This window comes from Nonomuraea sp. NPDC050547 (genome assembly GCF_044457345.1).
Taxonomy (GTDB): Bacteria; Actinomycetota; Actinomycetes; order Streptosporangiales; family Streptosporangiaceae; genus Nonomuraea.
The window spans coordinates 166,367-187,785 of sequence record NZ_JBITGW010000014.1 but is presented as its reverse complement, the minus strand read 5'-3'; the positions used below and the strand labels follow the sequence as shown (position 1 = coordinate 187,785).

Annotated in this window: 20 protein-coding genes; 13 read left to right on the top strand and 7 right to left on the bottom strand. The window is 71.1% G+C overall.

Annotated elements, in window-relative coordinates; all coding sequences use genetic code 11:
- Nucleotide 1 precedes the first annotated feature (1 nt).
- Entirely contained in the window at nt 2–496 is a 495-nt protein-coding gene (locus ACIBHY_RS32610) for a methylated-DNA--[protein]-cysteine S-methyltransferase (RefSeq protein ID WP_397308710.1), read from the top strand.
- Here the strand turns inward: ACIBHY_RS32610 and ACIBHY_RS32605 are convergent.
- The gene (locus ACIBHY_RS32605) at nt 493–774 is read right to left on the bottom strand and encodes an antitoxin (RefSeq protein ID WP_397308709.1); all 282 of its coding nucleotides are present in this window, start codon (nt 772–774) and stop codon (nt 493–495) included. The two genes, ACIBHY_RS32610 and ACIBHY_RS32605, sit on opposite strands and share 4 nt — an antisense overlap.
- Nucleotides 775–853: 79 nt before the next feature.
- Between ACIBHY_RS32605 and miaA the strand changes: the two genes are divergently transcribed.
- The 10 genes from miaA (at nt 854) to ACIBHY_RS32555 (ending at nt 14,276) form a co-directional block, all read left to right on the top strand.
- Nucleotides 854–1,747, top strand: a complete 894-nt coding sequence (gene miaA / locus ACIBHY_RS32600) for a tRNA (adenosine(37)-N6)-dimethylallyltransferase MiaA (protein ID WP_397308708.1) — start codon at nt 854–856, stop codon at nt 1,745–1,747.
- Nucleotides 1,744–2,556, top strand: a complete 813-nt coding sequence (gene dapF, locus ACIBHY_RS32595) for a diaminopimelate epimerase (protein WP_397248517.1) — start codon at nt 1,744–1,746, stop codon at nt 2,554–2,556. Before miaA ends, dapF begins: the two co-directional genes overlap by 4 nt.
- A gap of 25 nt (nt 2,557–2,581) precedes the next feature.
- Complete coding sequence (locus ACIBHY_RS32590; protein WP_397248519.1) at nt 2,582–3,337, top strand: hypothetical protein; 756 nt, start codon at nt 2,582–2,584, stop codon at nt 3,335–3,337.
- 19 nt (nt 3,338–3,356) lie between these two features.
- The gene (locus tag ACIBHY_RS32585; RefSeq protein ID WP_397248521.1) at nt 3,357–5,633 is read left to right on the top strand and encodes a tetratricopeptide repeat protein; all 2,277 of its coding nucleotides are present in this window, start codon (nt 3,357–3,359) and stop codon (nt 5,631–5,633) included.
- Nucleotides 5,633–6,391, top strand: a complete 759-nt coding sequence (locus ACIBHY_RS32580) for an SDR family NAD(P)-dependent oxidoreductase (RefSeq protein ID WP_397248523.1) — start codon at nt 5,633–5,635, stop codon at nt 6,389–6,391. Before ACIBHY_RS32585 ends, ACIBHY_RS32580 begins: the two co-directional genes overlap by 1 nt.
- Before the next feature lie 37 nt (nt 6,392–6,428).
- Complete coding sequence (locus ACIBHY_RS32575; protein WP_397248525.1) at nt 6,429–6,791, top strand: phosphomannose isomerase type II C-terminal cupin domain; 363 nt, start codon at nt 6,429–6,431, stop codon at nt 6,789–6,791.
- Between the two features lie 341 nt (nt 6,792–7,132).
- Complete coding sequence (locus ACIBHY_RS32570) at nt 7,133–9,544, top strand: FAD-dependent oxidoreductase (RefSeq protein ID WP_397308707.1); 2,412 nt, start codon at nt 7,133–7,135, stop codon at nt 9,542–9,544.
- A 201-nt stretch (nt 9,545–9,745) separates the two neighbouring features.
- Nucleotides 9,746–10,948, top strand: coding sequence for a sarcosine oxidase subunit beta family protein (locus ACIBHY_RS32565; RefSeq protein WP_397308706.1), 1,203 nt, complete (start codon nt 9,746–9,748; stop codon nt 10,946–10,948).
- Complete coding sequence (locus tag ACIBHY_RS32560; protein WP_397248530.1) at nt 10,948–11,187, top strand: sarcosine oxidase subunit delta; 240 nt, start codon at nt 10,948–10,950, stop codon at nt 11,185–11,187. Before ACIBHY_RS32565 ends, ACIBHY_RS32560 begins: the two co-directional genes overlap by 1 nt.
- The gene (locus ACIBHY_RS32555) at nt 11,184–14,276 is read left to right on the top strand and encodes a 2Fe-2S iron-sulfur cluster-binding protein (RefSeq protein WP_397308705.1); all 3,093 of its coding nucleotides are present in this window, start codon (nt 11,184–11,186) and stop codon (nt 14,274–14,276) included. Before ACIBHY_RS32560 ends, ACIBHY_RS32555 begins: the two co-directional genes overlap by 4 nt.
- On the opposite strand, the gene ACIBHY_RS32550 is transcribed toward ACIBHY_RS32555, so the two are convergent.
- Nucleotides 14,236–15,303, bottom strand: coding sequence for a CU044_5270 family protein (locus ACIBHY_RS32550; protein ID WP_397248534.1), 1,068 nt, complete (start codon nt 15,301–15,303; stop codon nt 14,236–14,238). The genes ACIBHY_RS32555 and ACIBHY_RS32550 overlap by 41 nt on opposite strands.
- A complete protein-coding gene (locus tag ACIBHY_RS32545; protein WP_397248536.1) occupies nt 15,300–15,881 on the bottom strand; it encodes an RNA polymerase sigma factor in 582 nt (193 codons plus the stop codon). The genes ACIBHY_RS32550 and ACIBHY_RS32545 overlap by 4 nt, the downstream gene beginning before the upstream one ends.
- A gap of 186 nt (nt 15,882–16,067) precedes the next feature.
- Here ACIBHY_RS32545 and ACIBHY_RS32540 point away from each other — a divergent pair, with 186 nt between their 5' ends.
- Nucleotides 16,068–16,739 carry an HNH endonuclease family protein gene (locus ACIBHY_RS32540; RefSeq protein ID WP_397308704.1) on the top strand — a complete coding sequence of 224 codons (672 nt, stop codon included), beginning with the start codon at nt 16,068–16,070 and terminating at the stop codon, nt 16,737–16,739.
- Nucleotides 16,740–16,742: 3 nt separating this feature from the next.
- Here the strand turns inward: ACIBHY_RS32540 and ACIBHY_RS32535 are convergent, their stop codons facing one another.
- The 3 genes from ACIBHY_RS32535 to ACIBHY_RS32525 are packed head-to-tail and all read right to left on the bottom strand — an operon-like array spanning nt 16,743 to nt 19,004.
- Nucleotides 16,743–17,042 (bottom strand): PepSY domain-containing protein, encoded by a 300-nt coding sequence (locus ACIBHY_RS32535; protein WP_397248540.1) that lies wholly within the window; start codon nt 17,040–17,042, stop codon nt 16,743–16,745.
- 46 nt (nt 17,043–17,088) lie between these two features.
- Nucleotides 17,089–18,327 carry a sensor histidine kinase gene (locus ACIBHY_RS32530; protein ID WP_397248542.1) on the bottom strand — a complete coding sequence of 413 codons (1,239 nt, stop codon included), beginning with the start codon at nt 18,325–18,327 and terminating at the stop codon, nt 17,089–17,091.
- The gene (locus ACIBHY_RS32525; protein WP_397248544.1) at nt 18,324–19,004 is read right to left on the bottom strand and encodes a response regulator transcription factor; all 681 of its coding nucleotides are present in this window, start codon (nt 19,002–19,004) and stop codon (nt 18,324–18,326) included. The genes ACIBHY_RS32530 and ACIBHY_RS32525 overlap by 4 nt, the downstream gene beginning before the upstream one ends.
- A gap of 50 nt (nt 19,005–19,054) precedes the next feature.
- Here ACIBHY_RS32525 and ACIBHY_RS32520 point away from each other — a divergent pair, with 50 nt between their 5' ends.
- Complete coding sequence (locus tag ACIBHY_RS32520; protein WP_397248546.1) at nt 19,055–19,462, top strand: hypothetical protein; 408 nt, start codon at nt 19,055–19,057, stop codon at nt 19,460–19,462.
- Here ACIBHY_RS32520 and ACIBHY_RS32515 read toward each other — a convergent pair.
- A complete protein-coding gene (locus ACIBHY_RS32515; protein ID WP_397248548.1) occupies nt 19,459–21,372 on the bottom strand; it encodes a hypothetical protein in 1,914 nt (637 codons plus the stop codon). The genes ACIBHY_RS32520 and ACIBHY_RS32515 overlap by 4 nt on opposite strands.
- Between the last annotated feature and the right edge of the window lie 47 nt (nt 21,373–21,419).

The following is a 21,419-nucleotide window of genomic DNA, read 5'->3' as shown; positions in this document are numbered from 1 at the left end:
GATGCTCACCGTCGCCTACGCTCAGCTGCCGACGCCCGTCGGCGCCTTCCATGTGGCCGTCAGCGAGGACGGGCTGGTCGCGACGGGCTGGCGTCCGCTCCAGGTCGGCCTCGACGAGGTTCATGACCCGGATCGTACGGCTTTCGTGCTCGATGAGCTGAAGCTTTATTTCGCCGGTGAGCTCAAGGCGTTCGAGACGCCCATCGACTGGAGTCTCATGGCGGGCTCGCGGCGGGCGGTGCTGCGGGCGCTGCACGGCGTGCCGTACGGGAAGGTCGTCACCTACGGCGAGCTCGCCCGGCTGAGCGGCACGAGCGTGCCCGCACGCGGGATCGGGTCGATCATGGGCTCGAACCCGATCCCGATCGTGGTGCCCTGCCATCGCGTGCTCGCGGCGGCGGGCCTGGGCGGCTTCAGCGGCGGTGTCGGCGTGGAGACCAAACGCTGGCTGCTCACCCACGAGGGCTATCTACAGCCCACGCTGCTGGATCTCTAGCCCTCCTTGCCGTCGATCTTGTCGGCGGCGTCCTTGGCCATGTCGGTGCCCCTGGCGATGTGCTCGTCGTACTTGCCGCCGGTGGCCTCGCTCGCGGCCGTGGAGGCCTTGTCGATGCCCTGGTTGGCGGCGTCCTCGGCCTTCTCGCGCAGGCCGTCCATCATGCCGCCCGCCGAGTCCTGAGTCTGACCGGCGGTGTCCTTGGCCTGTTCGGGGATGTTCTTCAGCTTCTCGTCGTGCCCGCCGAACATCTCCTTGACCTTGTCGAAAATCGACATGTCTTCCCCCGATGTCTCATTGACGGCCCCCCCGAGCCGTCGTCTCCTTCATACCCCTTGTGTTGACACACTTATCGGTGTGCGTACGCAGCCTGTCATCGCCGTCGTGGGGCCCACCGCGGCCGGAAAGTCCGATCTCGCCGTGGATCTGGCCCTCCGGCTGGGGGGCGAATGCATCAATGCCGACTCCATGCAGCTTTACCGAGGAATGAACATTGGAACGGCGAAACTCTCCCAAACCGAGCAAAGAGGTGTTCCTCACCATCTACTGGACGTCTGGGATGTGACCGTCACCGCCAGCGTGGCCGAGTACCAGAGGCTGGTCCGGCCGCTGCTGGACAAGCTGGAGGTGCCGATCCTCGTCGGCGGGAGCGGCCTGTACGTACGCGCCGCCCTCGACGACCTCGACTTCCCCGGAACCGACCCGGCGGTCCGCGCCCGCCTGGAGGCGGAGCTGGCCCAGGTGGGGCCCGCCGTCCTGTACGAGCGGCTCCGGGCCGGCGACCCCAAGGCCGCCGAGGCGATCCTGCCCAGCAACGGCCGGCGGATCGTGCGCGCGCTGGAGGTCATCGAGTTCTCCGGGCGCCCCTTCTCGGCGACGATGCCCTCCTACGAGGCGCTGTACCCGAGTGTCCAGATCGGCCTCGACGTGCCGCGCCCCGAACTGGACGCCCGCATCGAGCTGCGGGTCGGGCGGATGTGGGAGGCGGGCCTGGTCGACGAGGTGCGGGTCCTGCTCGATCAGGGCCTGGCGGACGGCCGTACGGCAGGCCGCGCGCTCGGCTACGCCCAGGTCATGAAATATCTGGCGGGGGAGTGGACCGAGGAGGAGGCGTTCGCCGAGACCGTCCGGGCCACCCGGCGCTTCGCCCGCCGCCAGGAGTCGTGGTTCCGCCGCGACCCCCGCGTGGTCTGGCTACCCTACAACGCGCCCGATCTGCTGGGTCTTGCGGTCGATAGGCTTGTGTCATGAAGTTTCTGAAGGGCCACGGTACTGAGAACGACTTCGTCATCATCCCCGACCCGGATGGCGAGATCGACCTGTCGGCCGCGCTCGTGGCCGAGATCTGCGACCGCCGCACCGGCCTCGGCGCCGACGGCGTGCTCCGCGTGGTCCGCAGCAAGATCAGCCCCGAGGTCTCCGAGCAGGCCGGGCAGACCGAGTGGTTCATGGACTACCGCAACGCCGACGGCAGCATGGCCGAGATGTGCGGCAACGGCGTACGCGTCTTCGCCCGCTACCTCGTCGACGCCGGTCTCGCCGAGCCGGGAGAGTTCGGCATCGCCACCCGCGGCGGCGTCCGCAAGGTCCGCCTCCAGGCCGAGGGGGACGTGACGATAGACATGGGCAAGCCCACGGTGTACGGCGAGAGCGTCACCTCCGTCTCCGGCCAGGAGTACACCGGCCTGCACGTCGACATGGGCAACCCCCACCTGGCCTGCGCCATCGGCGACCCCGTCGTCCAGCTCGACCTGACCCACCAGCCGGCCTTCGACCCGGGCGTCTTCCCCAGCGGCGTCAACATCGAGCTGTTCAACGCCGTGGGCCCGCGCCGCGCGGTCATGCGCGTCTTCGAGCGCGGCTCCGGCGAGACCCGCTCGTGCGGCACCGGGGCGGTGGCCACCGCCGTCGCCGCCGCCCACCTGAGCGGCGAGGTCACCGGCGAGTGGATCGTGGAGGTCGCCGGCGGCCGGCTCACGGTCACCCTCGACGAGGAGACCAGCTACCTCAGCGGACCGGCGGTGATCATCGCCTCCGGCGACCTGACCCTTGCAGAATAATGTTCTCCTGAGCGATGCTGGGCGCATGGCTGATCCACTGACCACCGCGATCGAGGTCAAAGCGCCCATCGGCGTCCTGGGCGGCAACTTCATGCTGTCGAGGGAGGCCAAGGCGCTCTGTGAGGAGCACGGCCTCGGCCCACGCGAGCTCTACTTCCGCGGGCGCTGCGGCGTGCTCGGCGAGTGCGAGGCCGACGTGGTCACCTCCGTGGCCGTCTTCTTCCCGCCGGAGCACGTCTCCCAGAGCTGGGACGGCGGCCGCAAGATGCCCGTCGAGCAGGCGGTCGAGCTCTACACCGGCGCCTGCCACGCGTGGGGGCGCCGCAAGCTCGGCGGCTTCGACGGCTGCGCCAGGATCGCCGAGTTGCTCGAACCGGTCGTCGAGAAGGCCTCGCCGGTCGGGGCTCCGCTGTTCGCCGGGTGGCGGGCCGTACCCCTGCCCGATGACGCGCCCGCGCGGGCGACGCAGCTCATGCACGTCGTGCGCGAGCTACGGGGCGGTCTGCATGCCAATGCGGTGATCGCGGAAGGGATGCATCCGCTGGACGCCGTCCTCGCCGCCTCGCACGAGGGCACCCCGTTCGGACGTGCGACCGGCGAGTCGATCGCGCGGTTCTTCACCTGGCCGGAGCCTTATCCGCAGCTCCCCGCCGAGGTGATCGAGCGCAGGGCTAAGATCGAGGAGACGACGGATCGGCTCATGGCTCCGGTATTTTCTGTCCTGAACGCGGCTGAATCGGATGAGCTGATAGGGCTTCTCCGTTTGGGGCACGCCCATTGACCTGGCAGACTGACTGCCCATGGACGTGGACATCTGGGCCTGGGTCGGCGACACCCAGCAGCAGCTTTCCGAGGCGGGCAACGTGGGCCTCGCCATGGCGCTGGGAGACCTCCCCGCACAGGCCTATGAGGGCCGCTATCCCCAGCTCGACGTGATGGCTCCGGCCATCGCGCAGCAGGCGGAGGCGCTCGGGCTGCCCTGGCTCGAGTTCTACGCCCGCTATTGGCATCTCGTGGGCCGGGTGGGCGACCGGGCCCAGGGCGCGGTGGCGATCGGCGACGCGGAGGAACTGCTCGCGTTCGCCCAGCGCGAAGAGGTGCGTGACTGCCCCGCTGCCCCGGCCGCCGTCGAGGCGCTCGCCCTGGCCTGGGCCAACGCCGACGGCCCCGGCTACGCCGAGCAGCGCCTGGAGAAGCTGGGCGCGGTCATCGAGGGCCTGCCCGCCGACCAGCCCGCCTTCACCGGCCTGGTGACGCAGTACGTCGCGGCCCTGGTCGACGCCGGGCGCGCCGAGGAGGCCGTCACCTACGCCGAGTCCGCCGTCGAGCAGCTGCGCGCCGTCGACAAGCCGGCCAGCTGGGAGCTCGGCGCCGCGAGCGCCCACGCGCTGCTGGCCGCGGGCCGCGCCGAAGCCGCGCTGACCGCGCTGCAGGCCGCCGCCGACTTCCCGGCCGACGACCCGCCCGCCAAGCCCCACCGCGACGGTGTACGCCGCGCGCGCATCCTGGCCGAGCTCGGCCGTACCGCCGAGGCCGTGGACGCGCTGCCCGACCTCGACGTCGTGGGCAACCACCCGCGCGACTTCGTCGAGTGGGCGCAGGTCGTGCTCAAGCTGGCCGGTTCCTCGCAGATCACCAACACCTGGCAGCTCGGCCGCGTCCTGCGCCAGTGGATCGACTACTTCAGCATGATGGGCGGCTACCAGGCCCGCGTGGAGCTGGCCCTGGTCGCCGGCGACCTGGCCATCGCGCGCCAGGGCGTGTGGCAGGCGCGGCTGCTGGCCGACCTCGCCGAGCAGTTCTCGGGTGAACTGCGCGACGCGGAGAGCGTCGCCGGGCGCATCGCCGGCCTGCGCGCCGCCGCCGACGCCACCTCCGAGCCGGACGCCCCCGGCTCCGAGGAGGAGCGGGTCGCCTACTTCGACGCCGCCGACGGCTTCAACGCCGACCCCGAGAAGTGGGTCGGCTGGCTGGCCCCGATCTCCGGCTCCGACCTGGAGGCCACCCGCCGCCACACCACCACGCTCGGCTTCCTCGGCTACCCGGCCACCGGCGCCGACATCTACTGGAAGATGTTCGTCGACTCCGGCGACATCGCCACAGCCGACCCCGACGACGTCGCGTACCTGACCACGCTGCTCATCGAGGCCCGCCAGGACGAGCGGCTCGAGCAGATGGCCGCGATGTTGCCGCACGCCGCCCAGCACCTCACCCTCGCCCGCCTGCACAGCGCTCGCGAGCGCTGGGCCGAGACCGTCGCCGAGGGCGAGCACGCCATCGCCGCCGGCGCCGGCACGGAGGCGCGCCGCCTGGTCTCGGGCGCGGCGCAGCAGCTCGACGACAACGCCCGCGGCGCCCAGGTGCTGCTGGAGGTCCTCGACGAGCTCAACGACGAGGACGTCTGGCGCATGGTCGTGATGGCCACCGCCGCCGAGGACTGGGACACCGTCCGCAAGGGCGCGGCCAAGATCGGGATGCCGATCCAGTCCACCGAGGGCCCGATCGAGGAGGAGATGGGCCTGATCCGGGTCATCCTCCCGGCGCCCGACGGCGGTCAGCGGCAGGTGCTGTCCATCCGCACCGGCCCGGCCACGGCGCGCCTGGCGCTGCCGCAGCCGCGTGGCATGGAGTACAACGCCGGCGACCTGGTCGTCTTCGACCCGCAGTTGCTGGAGCCCATCCCCGACGACCCGAAGGAGCAGGAGAACTTCGTGCCGCCGTTCGCGGCCGTGAGCATCCTGCGCCCCGGCGGCTACGTCAGCTACTTCTTCGACGGCGCCGCGCCGTCCGAGAGCGACTGGGCCGAGTTCACCGAGGTCATGGCCGAACGCGGCTGGCCGATGTGGGTCTACTCGGAGGAAAACTACACCGTCACCCACCCGACCTCCGGCGAGACGCTGCCCGGCGTCTACGGCTGGGTCGCCGTCCCGCCGGACGTCGCCGCCACCGATGTCGACGCCCTGCTCGACGACGCCACCGAGCGCTGGTCGCACCCGCTGGCCTGGCTCGACCTGGCCCGCGAGATCGACGTCGAGGTCGAGCGGCACGAGCGCATCGTCAAGGAGTACGGTCTCTGATGATCGACAAGTTCAGGCTCGACGGGAAGGTGGCCATCGTCACCGGGGCCTCGTCGGGCCTGGGCGTGGCCTTCGCCCGCGGGCTGGCGCAGGCGGGGGCCGACATCGTGATCGGCGCCCGGCGGGCCGATCGGCTCGACGGGACCCGGAAGCTGGTCGAGGAAGCCGGGCGGCGTTGCCTGGCCGTCGCCACCGACGTGACCGTGGTCGAGCAGTGCCAGGCCCTGGTCGAGGCCGCTGTGGCGGAGTTCGGGCAGGTCGACGTCCTGATCAACAATGCTGGGGTGGGCACTGCCGTACCGGCGTTGCGGGAGAGTCCCGAGGAGTTCCGGCGGGTGATCGACATCAACCTGCACGGGAGCTACTGGATGGCGCAGGCGTGCGCGCGCGTCATGCGGCCCGGGTCGTCCATCGTCAACATCGGCAGCATCCTCGGTGAGACCACGGCGGGACTACCGCAGGCGGCCTACAGCGCGTCGAAGGCCGGGGTCATCGGGCTCACCCGTGATCTGGCGCAGCAGTGGACGGGGCGGCGCGGGATCCGGGTCAACTGCTTGGAGCCCGGATTCTTCGCCTCGGAGATGACGGAGGAGTACAGCGCCGGGTACCTGGAGCGCATGCTGGAGCAGCGGGTGGTGATGGGCCGGGTGGGCGAGGCCGATGAACTCGTGGCGGCGGCGGTGTTTCTGGCGAGCGACGCCTCGTCGTACATCACGGGCGTGACGCTGCCGGTTGACGGTGGGATTCTGCTGACCTGATAGTTTGCTCTCTGATCTTCACGTTTCGGAGGGATTTATGGGCGACATCGACCGTCTTGCGGCAGTTATCAGGGACGACCGGCCTTGGGGTGGGTTTGAGCGCTTCACCCTGAATGAGATGTCGACCGTGAAGATCATCGATGTGGCGCCCGGTCAGCGGCTCAGCCTTCAGCGGCACACGTCGCGGGACGAGCTGTGGGTGGCGCTGGACCCGGGCTGCGTGTTCGAGATCGACGGCGAGCGCACGGAGCCCTCGGTCGGCGACCGGGTCCTGATCCGCGCCGGCCAGACCCACCGCCTCAGCAGCTCCGGCCCCGCCACCCGCATCCTCGAGATCGCCTTCGGCCACTTCGACGAGGACGACATCGAGCGCCTGGAGGACGCCTACGGGCGCTCCTAGTCTTTACGTTCTTTCTGCTAGGGGCTTCCTTCTGTTACGGCAAGCCAGGCTGCCGCCACCCGCCGTCGCCGGTTGACGCCGATCGGGGGGATCGCTTCTCACGTCGGACGTGGTCCCCACCGCAACGGCCCTCGTCAACCTCGTTCTTCGAGCTGAGTGTCTTCCACCTCGCTCGTGCCCTGCGGTGGGCCTGTTGGTCGCTGGGCTGTGGGGGTCCTGGTCTTTCGTGCCGTTCGGCTTGATGTTGGTGGCTGTGGGGCTCTTGTTTGGGGGTCGGGTGGGCTCTATGTTCGTTGCGTAGTCCGGTACGTGTTGCGTATTAGGGAACAACCGGAGGGCGCATGGTGTCCCGGCCGCGGTTAGTGATCATTGGAGCCGGCATTGTGGGCTGCGCCCTGGCCGATGAGCTCACCGGGCGGGGGTGGACCGACGTCACCGTGGTCGAGCAGGGGCCTCTGTTCGCGGCGGGCGGGTCGAGTTCTCATGCGCCTGGGCTGGTGTTCCAGACCAATCCGTCCAAGACGATGACGGAGTTCGCCACCTACACGGTCAACAAGTACAGCGGGCTCTCGCTCGATGGGCAGTGGTGCTTCAAGCAGGTCGGCGGGCTGGAAGTGGCCACGACGCCCGAACGGCTCGCGGACCTGCGGCGACGCCAGGGATGGGCCGAGGCGTGGGGTGTGCACGGTGAGGTGATCAGCCCCGAGCGGTGCCTCGAACTGTGGTCTCTGCTCGATCCCGCTCGGGTGCTGGGCGGCTACTTCGTGCCCACGGACGGGCTGGCCAGCGCGTTGCGGTGCGGCGAGGCGCAGGCGCGGCGGGCGATCGAGCGGGGGGCGCGGTTCCTGCCGCACCACACCGTGGTCGGGATCGAACAGCAGGGCGGGCGCGTCACCGGAGTGGCGGTCGAGGTCGGTGCGGAGGGGCTCGAGTACCGGGTCATACCCGCTGATGTCGTGGTCAGCGCGGCCGGGTTCTGGGGGCCGGGCATCGGGGCGATGGCGGGCGTGAGCGTGCCGTTGCTGCCGCTGGCCCACCAGTACGCGCGGTCGGAGCCGCTGGCCGTACTGGAAGGAAATCCTGAAGCGGTGCGGCCCATCCTGCGGCACCAGGACAGAGACCTGTATTTCCGGGAACACGGGGATCAGATCGGCGTCGGGTCCTATGCGCACCGGCCGATGCCGGTCCGGCAGGAGGAGATCGGGCCCAACGGCACCACGATGCCGTCGGTGCAGGCGTTCACCGAAGAGGACTTCGAACCTGCCTGGCGGGACGCCGTCGACCTGCTGCCCGCGCTCAAGGAGTCGGCCTGCACCGACGGGATCAACGGGATCTTCTCCTTCACGCCGGACGGGTTCCCGCTGATCGGGGAGGCGCCGCAGCTCGACGGGTTCTGGCTGGCCGAGGCGGTGTGGGTGACGCATTCCGCGGGAGTGGCCAAGGCGCTGGCGGAGGTGCTGGTCGACGGGCGTTCGAGCTTCGACCTGCACGAGTGCGAGCTGAACCGCTTCGAGCCCGTGCACCTCGCGCCCGCCTTCGTCGAGGAACGCGGCAAGCGGAACTTCGTCGAGGTCTACGACATCATCCATCCGCTCCAGCCGATGGAATCGCCCCGTCCTCTGCGGACCAGCCCGTTCCATCCGCGTCAGCGGGAGCTCGGGGCGTTCTTCCTGGAGGGGGCGGGGTGGGAACGCCCGCAGTGGTTCACGTCCAACACCCCGCTTTCCGATGGCGATCCCGGGCAGCGGGACGACTGGGCGGCGCGGTACTGGTCGCCGATCGCCGCCGCCGAGTCCCGCCACACCCGTGAGCGGGTCGCCCTCTACGACATGACGCCCCTCAAGCGGATCGAGGTGGCGGGGGCCGGGGCGGCGGCGTTTCTGCAGCGGATGACGACGAACAACGTCGACAAGAAGCCCGGTTCCGTGACGTACACGCTGCTGCTCGATGCCGGCGGCGGGGTGCGGTCCGATCTCACGGTCGCGCGGCTGAGCGAGGAGCGGTTCCAGGTCGGCGCCAACGGGAACCTCGACCTCGACTGGCTGCGGCGGCACGCGCCGGGCGATGCGCAGGTCCGGGACATCACGCCCGGGACATGCTGTGTGGGCGTTTGGGGGCCGCGGGCCCGCGAACTGGTGCAGCCGCTCACGGACCTGGACATGTCTCATGAGGGGTTCCGGTATTTCACCTGTAAGCAGGGCTATATCGGGCATGTGCCGGTCACCGCCATGCGGGTGTCGTATGTGGGGGAACTGGGCTGGGAGCTCTACACCACCTCCGATCTGGGCCTCAAACTCTGGGACACGCTCTGGGCGACGGGGCTGCCGATCGCGGGCGGGCGGGCGGCGTTCAACAGCCTGCGGCTGGAGAAGGGGTACCGGTTGTGGGGCGTGGACATGACGCCTGAGCACAACCCGTACGAGGCGGGGCTGGCCTTCGCCGTCCGGGAGGACAAGGACTTCCTCGGCCGGGACGCGCTGTCCAAGGAGATCACGCGCAAGCTCGTGCCGCTGCTGACGGCGGAGGTCGTGATGGGCAAGGAGCCGGTACGGCACGGCGGCGCCACGGTCGGCTACACCACCAGCGCCGCCTACGGCCACACCATCGGCCGCCCGATCGCCTACGCCTGGCTGCCGATCGACCTCACCGCTCCTGGCACGGAGGTGGAGGTCGCCTACTTCGGCCGCCCCGTCCCGGCCGAGGTCGGGGCCGAGCCCCTGTTCGACGCCAAGATGGAGAAGATCCGACGATGACCCGATCGACGGAACCCCCACCCCACCCGACGACACCCGATCAGAACCCCCGAGACCTCGATCGGTCAGACCCCGATCGGTCAGACCCCGATCGGTCGGACTCGGGGTGGACGGGTTCGGGTGGACGGGCTCGGGTGGGTTGGGCCGGAGGCGGGCGGGCCCCGGCTGGTGCGGGGCTGGGGAAGGGTGGAGGTGGGCGGCGTGAGCCATCCTGAGTTTCTGTGGCGGAATCCCGAGCCGAAGCCCGCCTACGACGTGGTCATCGTCGGCGCCGGTGGGCATGGGCTGGCCACCGCCTATTACCTGGCCAAGAACCATGGGATCACCAACGTCGCCGTCCTGGAGAAGGGCTGGCTGGCCGGTGGCAACATGGCCAGGAACACCACGATCATCCGTTCCAACTACCTGTGGGACGAGAGCGCCGCCATCTACGAGCACTCACTCAAGCTCTGGGAGGGGCTCAGCGACGACCTCGACTACGACCTGCAGTTCAGCCAGCGGGGTGTGCTCAACCTCGCCCACAACCTGGCGGACGTCCGCGAGGGCAGACGCAGGGTCAACGCCAACCGCCTCAACGGCGTCGACGCCGAGTGGCTGGAGGCGGACGAGGTCAAGAAGTTCTGCCCGGTCGTCAACGTCTCGGACTCCGCCCGCTACCCGGTCCTCGGCGCCACGCTGCAGCGGCGCGGCGGGATCGCCAAGCACGATCACGTCGCCTGGGCCCTGGCCCGCAAAGCGGACGCCTACGGCATCGACCTCATCCAGAACATCGAAGTCACCGGCTTCGAAATGGTGGAAAACAGGGTCTCGGCCGTTCAAACGACCAGGGGGCGGATCGCGGCCGGGAAGGTCGCGCTCGCGGCCGCCGGGCACACCTCCGTGCTCGCCGCCCAAGCGGGGATCCCGCTGCCGCTGCAGTCCCACCCCCTCCAGGCCCTCGTCTCCGAACTGCTGGAACCGGTCCTCGACTGCGTCGTGATGTCCAACGCCGTCCACGTCTATGTCAGCCAGGCCCACAAGGGCGAACTGGTCATGGGCGCCGGAATCGACTCGTACAACTCCTACGGCCAGCGCGGCGCCTTCCACGTCATCGAAGCCCAGATGGCCGCGGCCCTGGAGCTGTTCCCGATCTTCAGCCGGGTCCGGGTGCTGCGCACCTGGGGCGGCGTCGTGGACGTCTCGCCCGACGCCTCCCCGATCATCGGCAGGACGCCGGTCGAGGGCCTGTTCATCAACGCGGGCTGGGGCACCGGCGGCTTCAAGGCCACCCCCGGCTCCGGCTGGGTCTACGCCCACACGATCGCCCATGACGAGCCGCACCCGCTGGCCGTACCCTTCGCGCTGGAGCGGTTCACCACCGGCGCCCTCATCGACGAGCACGGAGCCGCGGCGGTGGCGCACTGATGATGCTGATCGACTGCCCGCACTGCGGGCCACGCGACGAGAACGAGTTCGCCTACGGCGGCCAGGCCGGGATCGCCTACACCCCGGACGCCGGCGACGAGGCGTGGGCCGGATACCTGTTCATGCGCGACAACCCCAAGGGCTGGTTCCACGAGCGCTGGTTCCACGCGCACGGCTGCCGGACCTGGTTCTCCGTGACCCGCCACACCGTCACTCACGAGATGAGGCCGCACCCGTGAGGTTCACCTTCGACGAGCGGCCCTACGAGGGGCGGCCGGGCGACACGCTCGCGGCCGCGCTGCTGCGCAACGGCGTGCGCGTGGTCGGGCGCAGCGTCGACCTGGGCCGCCCGCGCGGCGTCTTCTCCGCGGGCCCCGAGGAGCCGAACGCGCTGGTCCGCGTGGGCGCCGACCCCATGCTCGCGGCCACGACGGTCGAGCTGTACGAGGGCCTGGCCGCGTGGAGCCTGAGCGGCAAGGGCCGCGTCGACCTGTCCGAACCGGACGGGCGCCGCTGCGACAAGGGCTACCTGCACTGCGACGTGCTCGTGGTGGGCGGCGGCCCCGCGGGGCTGGCCGCGGCGCTGGCGGCCGGCGAGTCGGGCGCGCGCGTCATCCTGGTGGATGACCAGCCGTTCCTGGGCGGCGACCTGCTCGCCGGCCGGGCCAGGCTGGACGGCGCGCCCGCCCTCGACTGGGTGGCCGAGGTCGCGCACCGGCTCGCGGTGCTGCCCGAGGTGCGGGTGCTGACCAGGACCACCGCGATCGGCTACTACGACGACAACTACCTGACCGCGGTCGAGAGGCGCGGCTCGGGCGAGCGCCTGTGGCATCTGCGTGCGCGCCGCGTGGTGCTGGCGACGGGCGCGCAGGAGCGCTCCCTGGCCTTCCCTGACAACGACCGTCCCGGCGTGATGCTCGCCTCCGCGGCGCGTGCCTATGCCAACAGGTACGGCGTGCGGCCCGGCACCAGAGCGGTGGTCTTCACCTGCGCCGACTCCGGACACGAGGCCGCCCGCGACCTGGCGGCGGCGGGGGTGGAGGTGCTCGCCGTCCTCGACGCCCGCGACGGCGCGGAGATCACCGGCACCACCGCCGACGCGGAAGGGGTGCTCACCGGCGTCCGTACGCGCGGCGGCGGGCTTTTCGCGGCCGATCTGCTGGCCGTGGCCGGCGGATGGAACCCGGTGGTGCACCTGTTCAGCCAGTCGCAGGGCAGGTTGCGGTTCGACGAGGAGCTGCAGGCGTTCGTGCCGCACCTGTCGGCGCAGGCCGAGCGCTCGGCCGGGGCGTGCAGAGGCCTGTACGGCACCGCCGAGGCGATCGCGGACGGCTTCGCCGCCGGCTCCCAGGCGGCGGGGCTGACCGGGTTCGCCGAGCGGGCGAGCCACCACGTCCCCGGCAGCGACGAGCCGCCGCGTAGGCCGCCCGCCGCGCTCTGGGTGATGGGCGACGATCCCGCCGTGTCCTTCGCCGACCTCCACCGCGACGTCACCGTGGCCGACCTGCGGCGCGCCTCCGGCACCGGCATGCGCTCGGTGGAGCACGTCAAGCGCTACACCACCGCCGGCACCGGGGCCGACCAGGGCAAGACGGCGGGCGCGGTGGTCGTGGGCGTCATGTCCGCGCTGCTCGGGACGGCGCCGGGCCAGATGGGGACGGCGACGTTCCGCCCGCCGTACACGCCGGTGTCCTTCGCGACGCTGGCGGGGCGCGACCGCGGCGCGCTGTCGGACCCCGTGCGGACCACCGCCATGCACGAGTCGCACCTCGCCAGGGGCGCGGTCTTCGAGGACGTCGGCCAGTGGAAGCGCCCGCGTTACTTCCCCCTCGGCGTGGAGGACATGGACGAGGCGGTGCGGCGTGAGTGCAGGGCGGCGCGTACGGCGGTGGCCGCCATGGACGCCTCCACCCTCGGCAAGATCGACATCAGGGGCGCCGGCGCCGGTGAGTTCCTGGACCGGATCTACACCAACCTGTACTCGACGCTGGCCGTGGGCGCCTGCCGCTACGGGCTGATGTGCAAGGCCGACGGCATGGTCTTCGACGACGGCACCACGGCCAGGATTGGGCCCGACCACTTCCTCATGACGACCACGACGGGCAACGCCGCCGCCGTGCTCGACTGGCTGGAGGAGTGGCATCAGACCGAGTGGCCCGAGCTGGACGTGCGGTTCACCTCGGTGACCGACCACTGGGCGACCGTGGCGGTGGCGGGGCCGAAGGCGCGCGAGGTCGTGGCGGCGCTCTCGCCCGAGGCGGCGGAGCTGGCGTTCATGCGGTGCGTGGAGACGCCGGTCGCCGGGGTGGACGGGCGCGTGTTCAGGATCAGCTTCTCGGGCGAGCTGGCCTACGAGGTCAACGTGCCCTGGTGGTACGGCGCCGCGTTGTGGGAGAGCGTGCTGGCCCTGGGGGCGGTGCCGTACGGGACGGAGGCCATGCACGTGCTGCGCGCGGAGAAGGGCTTCGCGATCGTCGGGCAGGAGACCGACGGGACCGTCACCCCGCAGGACCTCGGCATGGAGTGGATCGTCTCGCGCCGCAAGCCGGACTACGTCGGCAAGCGCTCGCACGCCCGCCCCGACACCGCGCGCGAGGGCCGTAAGCGCCTGGTCGGGCTGCGGCCGGAGGCGTTCGTGGAGGAAGGGGCGCAACTGGTCGCGCCGGGCGGTCGCGAGATGCTGGGTCACGTGACCTCCAGCTACACCGGCGCCGTGCTGGCGATGGCGCGTGACGTGGCGCCGGGCGACCGGCTGGAGGCGGTCTCGGGCGGGCGTACGGTGCCGGTCACGGTGGTCGAGCCGGTCTTCTACGACCCGGGCAACGCCCGCCGCGACGGCGACCCGGTCGAGCGCGTCGGCACGGTGGGGGAGTGGCGGCCGGAGAGCCCGGCCGGTCGGTTCGCCCACCGTTTCCTGGCCGCGAGTTCTGAGCGGGTACGGCTGCGCGAGCTGCCGTTCGCACGCATGTGGGAGGTACGCGGCCAGGACCCGGGTCAGGGACTGCGCCTGGGTCCCGCCTGGTGGCTGGTGACCGGGGAGAGCGGCAGGGATGGCTGGACGGACGTCTCCGGCCAGCGCACCGTGCTGGAGCTGTCCGGCCCGGACGCCGTCGAGGTGCTGGTCACCGGCTGCCCGATCGACCTGCACCCCGCGGTCTTCCCCGGATACGCGCAGACGTTGCTCGGAAAGGCCGGGGTGATCCTGGAACGGACCGCCCCGGACGTCTTCCGCGTCTATGTGCGCTCGTCGTTCACCGGCTACCTGGCCGAGTGGCTGCTGGACGCGCTCAGCCACCCTGGCTCTGGGAGCAGTCCTCCTTCGAGGTGACCGGCGCGTCGGGCGCGGTGTCGGAGACCGAGACCTTCAGCTGCGCGGTGGAGGCCAGGAGGCTGCCGACAGGCGCCCCGCCCGCCTTCTCGTCGACGACCACGCTGCGCTCGCCGAGCAGCGCGTAGCTCTGCCCGTCGATGATCAGCTCGGAGCGCCGGCCGTCCCAGACGCCGCCGACCCCGAGCCCCTTACGGCCCGCCGCGTCCTCGGCGTCCTCGGTGACGGTGATGCCGGGTAGCGTGCCCAGCGCCTTGAACAGCGCGGCCCGCTGCGCCGGCGGCATGTACGCCTCGCGCAGCAGTTCGCTGGCGCCGTCCCAGACCGCGAACTCGGGCGCGATCTGCTTGTCGCCGTTGCTGGGGAAGGTCTTGTACAGCCACGCCTTCATCGCCTCGGCGTCGGTGGGCAACTGCTTGAGCGTCGCGTAGTCCTTGCTCCACGGCCCCTTCGTGCCGCAGGACGTCAGCGGCATGACCGAGACGCCCTTCTCCTCGTAGGCCTGCTTCGGGATCTCCCAGCCGGGATAGGCGACCGGGTCGATGGTCTCGATCTGGAGCACGCCGTCACGCCCCTGGGAGTCCTGCTTCCCGTCGGCCCTGAGCCAGATCTTCCGCTTCGTCCGGTACAGCCAGCGCTCCTCCGTGTTCTCGCCGATCGACTGTGAGGTGTACATGGTCTGAGACTCGGTGACCACGTACTGGTCGTCGCGTGGCTCCAGCTCCTCGACAGCGGCCCCCGCCGCACGGTCGAACACCTGCTCCGCCGACATGAGCGCGATCTTCGGCAGCGCGACGGGCGCGCTCTGCCGCGGGCTCACGCGAGGGGTCTCGGCGGGCAGGAACACGGCCGCGCCCACGCCGACCGCGAGCGCGAGCGCTCCGGCCACGGCGAAGGTGTACGGCTTGCGCCACGCGAGGCGCTTCCTGCCCGCCGCGACCAGCTGATCCCTGGCCATGGCCTTGGTGCCGGGATCGTAGGGGGGGACGTCGGGACGTGCCTGGCCGACCAGGTCGAACTCGTTCATGGGGTGCCTTCCAGGGCGCTGCGGATCTTGGCTCGGGTGCGTGACAGGCGCGAGCGCACGGTGCCCACCGGGATGCCCAGCGCCTCGGACGCCTGCTCGTAGGACAGCTCGGCCCAGGTGACGAGGAACAGCAGTTCCCGCTCGGCCGCGCCGAGCCTGGCCAGGGCGGCGGCCAGGCTGGGGCCGAGCCGTTCCGCGTCCATCCGGTCGACGCTGCGCTGCTCGAACGCCTCGCCCTCCGGCTCGGCCGTGCGGGCGAGCGCCCTGAGCTTCCTGGTCTCGGTACGGCGGTGCTTGGAGATGAGGTTGGCGGCGATGCCGTACAGCCAGGGGCGCGCGTCGGGGCGCGTGAGGTCGTAGCGCCGGCGCTTGCGGAAAGCGACCAGGAAGGTCTCGGCGGTCACGTCGTCGGCCAGGCTCACCTGGTCGGCGCCGAGCCGCCGGGCGGCGTAGCGGTGGATCTCGTCCGCGTGCAGGTCGAAGATGCGGGCGAAACGATCGGGCTCGGCCAGCGACTCCGCGATGACGGCGGCGTCGGCGTCGGCCGTTGGACGGCCGGACAGCGCGGCGCTCACCACAGCGTGAGTCTTTCCATGGGGGCTTTCCTTCCGTAGGGCGCGTTCGCGCCCTTCACCCCGTTCTCACCCGCACCGGCCGTTCGGTTCCCAAGATCTTTTTGAAAGGCCAGATCAGGATATTAAGGAATTTGCCCTGTTTAGACTCTAGGGGGAGTCGCTTGACCATTTCTTGGCATGGAGGTTGCGGTGCGCGTACGTCGTCTCGCGGGCGGGCTGGCCGTCGTCGCGGCACTGGCCGCCGGGTGCGGAGGGTTGCAGGCCGGCGTGGAGCAGGGGACCGAGAAGTCCACGACTCCGGTCAAGGCAGGCGAAGCGCGGAAGAAGCTGGACAAGCTCCCGGTCAAGGGGCGGGCGCCGCGCACCGGCTTCGAGCGCGAGAAGTTCGGGCCCGCCTGGGCCGACGTCGACCGCAACGGCTGCGACACGCGCAACGACATCCTCAAGCGCGACATGCGCGAGGAGAAGTTCAAGGCGGGCACCCACGACTGCATCGTGCTCACGGGCGTGCTCGACGACCCCTACAGCGGAAAGACGATCAAGTTCAAGCGCGGCAACGACACCAGCATGGCCGTGCAGATCGACCACGTGATCCCGCTCTCCGACGCCTGGCAGAAGGGCGCCCAGCAGTGGGCGGACGGCAAGCGCAGGGAGTTCGCCAACGACCCGCTCAACCTCATGGCCGTCGACGGGCCGCTCAACAACCAGAAGAGCGACTCCGACGCGGCCACCTGGCTGCCGCCGCGCAAGGGCTACCGGTGCGCCTACATCGCGCGGCAGATCGACGTGAAGGTCAAGTACGCGCTCTGGGTGACGGCCGCGGAGAAGGAGGCCATGGAGCGCGTACTCGACGGGTGCTGAGGCTCAGTCGTCGTTGTCGGCCTTCTCGGTCCTGTTCTTGAGCACCTTGCCGCTGGCCGCGTCCAGCTCCAGCTCGTGCTCGGTGCCACCCTTGATGAGCTCGACGTCCCAGGTGCCGTCGTCGTCGTGGTCGACCGAGCGCACCCAGGCGCCGGGGACCTGCTTCTTGGCGATGTCGATGGCCTGCTCGACGCCGACCTTCGGGGCGACGGGGGCGTTGACCGAGGCGTAGGCGACGCCGCCGCCCGCGAGCAGGACCACGGCGCCGGCGCCGGCGATGACGATCTTCTTGGTGATGTTCATGGGTCAAGAAAAGCGCGATCAACGGTAAAGCCGCGCTGTGGCAACCTTAAGGCTGGGTTAACCCGAGTACGAGCTCGACCGCGGCCCTCGACACCGTCATCGCGCCGCCCGACGACTCGGCCGTACGGCGGGCGATGTCCAGGCCCAGCCCGGTGGAGCCGCCCGCGCTGGAGCCGCGTTCCTGCAGTTCGGGCGGGAAGCCGGGGCCTTCGTCGGCGACGGTCAGGGCGGCGCCCCTCTCGTGCGGCGCCAGCCGTACGGAGAAGGCGACTCCCTCGGGGGTGTGGGCGAAGACGTTGCCCAGCAGCGCGTCCACGCACGCCGCCAGCTCGGCCGCGCCCACCGCGACCTCCAGCGGCTCGCCGGGCAGTTCGACCGTGAGGGCGCGCTCCTGGTCCTCGGCCAGCACCGCCCAGAACCGCACCCGATCGCCCACCACCGCCGTCGCGTCGCACGAGGCGCGCGGCGGCCGGACGCCCGTGCGGCCGCGGGCCTCGGTGATGACGGCGTTCACCGCGCGTTCCAGGGCGTCGGCGCGCTCGCCGATGCGGGCCGCCTCCTCCGGGTCGCGCAGCGACTCGGCGTCCAGGCGCAGGCCGGTCAGCGGCGTGCGCAGGCGGTGCGACAGGTCCGCCACCGACTCGCGCTCACTGGCGAGCAGGTCGCCGATCCGGCCGGCCAGGTGGTTGAGCGCCAGGCCCACCGACTCCACCTCGGGCGGCCCGCCCGGCTCCGCCCGCGCCTCCAGGTCGCCTCCGGCCAGCCGGTGGGAGACCCGCGCCAGCTCGTCCACCGGCCGCGTCACCCGCACCGCCAGCCGGTCGGCCAGCACGATCCCCAGCACCACCAGCGCGAGCCCGAGCAGCAGCAACGCGAGCCACGCCTCCCGCACGCCCGCGAACAGCTCCGCGTCGCTCACGAACACCCGGATCACCACCGGGCCCTGCGCGGACCTGACCGAGACCAGGACCTCCCTGCCGCCCGCGGCCTCCGCGGTCACGCTGCGCCCCGCGCGCGCCAGCCGGACCGCGTCCGACTCCCGCGCCCGCGCGCCGACGACCCGCCCGTCCGGCAGGAACACCGACACGGGCGCGGACACCCGCTCGACCGCCAGCTCCAGGTCCGGCGTGCCGACCGCCACGACCACCGACTCGGCCGCGCTGGTGGCCCGCGCCATGGCGCCGTTCTCGGCCACCGAGCGGATCAGCAGCGCCATCGGCACCAGCAGCGCGATCAGCACCACCGACGTCGTGGCCGCCACCAGCAGCCCCAGCCAGCGCCTCACGCGGGCCCGACCAGCTTGACGCCGACGCCGCGGACGGTGTGGAGGTAGCGGGGTTCCGAGGCGGTCTCGCCGAGCTTCCTGCGCAGCCAGGACAGGTGGACGTCGACGGTCTTGTCGGCGCCGCCGTACGGGAGCTGCCAGACCTCCGTGAGCAGTTCGCGTTTCGAGACCACCTCGCCCGCGCGGGCGGCCAGGTAGTGCAGCACGTCGAACTCCCGCGGCGTCAGGTCCAGCGGTGTCCCGTCGAGCGCGGCCACCCGCGAGCGCGGATCGACGCTCAGCCCGCCGACCTTCACCGACGCGTCAGGGCGGTCTTCCGAGGTACGGCGCAGCACCGCCTTGACCCGGGCGTTGAGCTGGGCGGCGCTGAACGGCTTGACCACGTAGTCGTCGGCGCCCGCGTCGAGGACCGGGACCATCTCGGCGTCGCCGTCGCGCGCCGTGGCCACGATCACCGGCACCTGACTGACCGAGCGCAGCATGCGCAGCAGCTCCAGGCCGTCCAGGTCGGGCAGGCCGAGGTCGAGCACGACCAGGTCGGGACGGTCCTGCACGGCCAGGCGCAGGCCGTCGAGGGCGGTGGACGAGGAGGAGACGGCGTGACCGAGCTCGCGCAGGCCCCTGGTCAGGGCGGTGCGGATGGTCACGTCGTCCTCGATGAGAAGGATGGAGGCCATATAACTCCACGTTAACCTGGCGTTAGACCTGGTTGGGGGAGTGTGGGGCCGTGAAGAGACTGATGCTGGCATGGGCGGTGACCGCGCTGGCGGCTACCGGGGTGGCGGTGGCGGTGCTCGGGCTCCTGGGTGGCGTCCTCACCGGCCAGTCCGGAAATGTCATGACGCAGGCCGAAGCCCGCTCCGCGCTCGCCACCCTGCCGTCGGGAACCTCCACCGGAGCCGCCACCCCCGCGCCGACCGGCGGCGGCAAGGTGATCAGGACGGCCGGCGGCACCGTCATCGCCACCTGCTCGGCCGGGCAGGTCAGCCTCCGCAACTGGAGTCCCTTCCAGGGCTACTCCGTCGACGACCCCGAGCCCGGCCCCGCCCCCTCCCTGAAGGTCGAGTTCGACCGGGAGGAAGGCGAGGACGTCGAGGTCGTGGTCCGCTGCCAGAACGGCCGGCCGGTCATCTAGCCTTCCGCGCTCAGCGCCGCCTTGGTCAGCTCGGCCTGGCGGCGGATCTGGCGCATCACGACCGGGTTCAGGTTCTTGGCCTCGAAGGTCGCGATCATCGTGTCCATGACCGCGTGGGCCTGGGCCAGGTCGCCCTGACGGGCCTCGGCGCGGGCCAGGCGCCGCATGACCATGTTGAGCGTGATGTTGTCGATCGAGGCGTCCCTGACGACCACGCCGAGCTGCTCGATGCTCTCCTTGGTGTCCGGCGGGCGGATGCGCAGGTTCCTGGCCGGGGTCAGGTCCTTGAACTCCCGCTCCGCGTTGAGCCCCTTCACCATCCGGGCGTAGACGGACAAGGGGTGCGAGCCGTACCGGGAGATCACCTCGTCCAGCGCGTCGTTGCCCGAGCGCAGCGCCGGAGAGTCGGAGCCGAGCAGCGAGAACAGCTTGCCCTGCTCCTCGCCCAGCATCAGCTCGGCCACCCGGTGGTCGTCGGCGGAGACCGGATAGCCGACCCTGACCAGGCAGACGTTGGAGACGATCCGCGAGCCGTCGCCCGCGATGTACTGGGCGCGCACCTGGTACTCGCCCGGCTGCTGGAAGTAGTGGCCGTCGCGGCCGTGGCCGATGTAGGCGCTGCGGTAGGCCGCCGGGTTGTTCTCGTCGAGGCGGACGTCCGGCGAGGCGTCCACGCAATGGCGCATCATCGGGCGGTAGACGACCGTCCGGCCGCCGGGCTGCGTGATGCAGACCTGCGTGAACTCCGTGTCCGGGTGCAGGTGGCTGTGCGTGGTCCGCGCCTCGCCCGTGACGCCGAGCTTCAGCTCCACCACGACCGGCTCGCCGAAGCCGAACGACTCCTTGGCCCGCAGCTCCAGCCGCAGCCCCGACTGGTCCATGACCGGCTGCTCGAACGGGTCGATCTCGGCCGCGCCGGTGCCGAACGCGTTGGCGCCCATCGCGACGTCGCGGAAGAAGCCGTGGCGCAGGTGGACCAGCTCCACGTCGGTGAACTGGAACGGGAAGGCCGACCAGTAGCCCTGTTCGCCGCCGGGGCGGTAGTTCTGCACGTAGTTCATCCACGACAGGTCGCCGAAGCCGCCGTTCGGGCCCAGCGGCTGGGGCGGCGTGGCCAGGTTCTTCTGCCAGGAGTGCAGCAGGTTGAAGGCGTGGCCCAGCTCGTGGACGTACGTACGGAGCTGGGCGCGCTGCGCCTGCGGGCTCTGGCCCTGGATGGCGTCGTAGAAGACGGCCGCGCCCTGCCGCTGGAAGCCGTCGTTGTAGTCGAACATGATGCCCCGGTAGCCGCCCACGTGCTTGCTGGCCACCAGCAGCCAGACCCGCCAGGCGGCGGCGTCGCCGTACCGGCTGAACTGGGTTGTCATCGCATGATGCAGCTCGGCGTCGTCCCAGGCCAGGTCGGCGCCCTCGCCGCCGGTGGGCACGATGCCCGGCTCGGTGACGCGGAGCTCGATCCCGGCCTCGGCGTAGGCGGCGGGGACACTGAGCTCGCGCGCGGGCGAGCCGGTCGGGCCCGGCAGCGCGCCCGTGTTGTACGACACGAACGGCGCCGTCCCGGCCACCGAGTCCTGCTCCAGAAGGACGGTGCGGAAGTACGGCGAGACGTAGGCGAGCTGGAAGTCGTCCCCGCCCACGTGCGCGGACGCGCCCTCGTCGGTGACCGTGATGCTGACGCTCCCGGTCGGCACGCTGTAGGTGAACCGGCCAGAACCCCAGACGCGGGTCTTGTCGCCCTCGGTCTGGGTGTTCGGCTGGTCGACGCGGAAGGAGCCCACGTACGAGGTGGTCGCCCCGGCCACCGAGAACAGGTCGCCGCTGACCCGTCCGGTGGGTCGTGCTCCGTCGACGTCGACCCTCAGCTCCAGCCGCGAGTCGCCGTTCTGGCCCTGATACAGCCCGCTGATCATGGGGGGCTCCCTCCCGATGGGGGTTACACCGGGGACGTTCCCCTCGC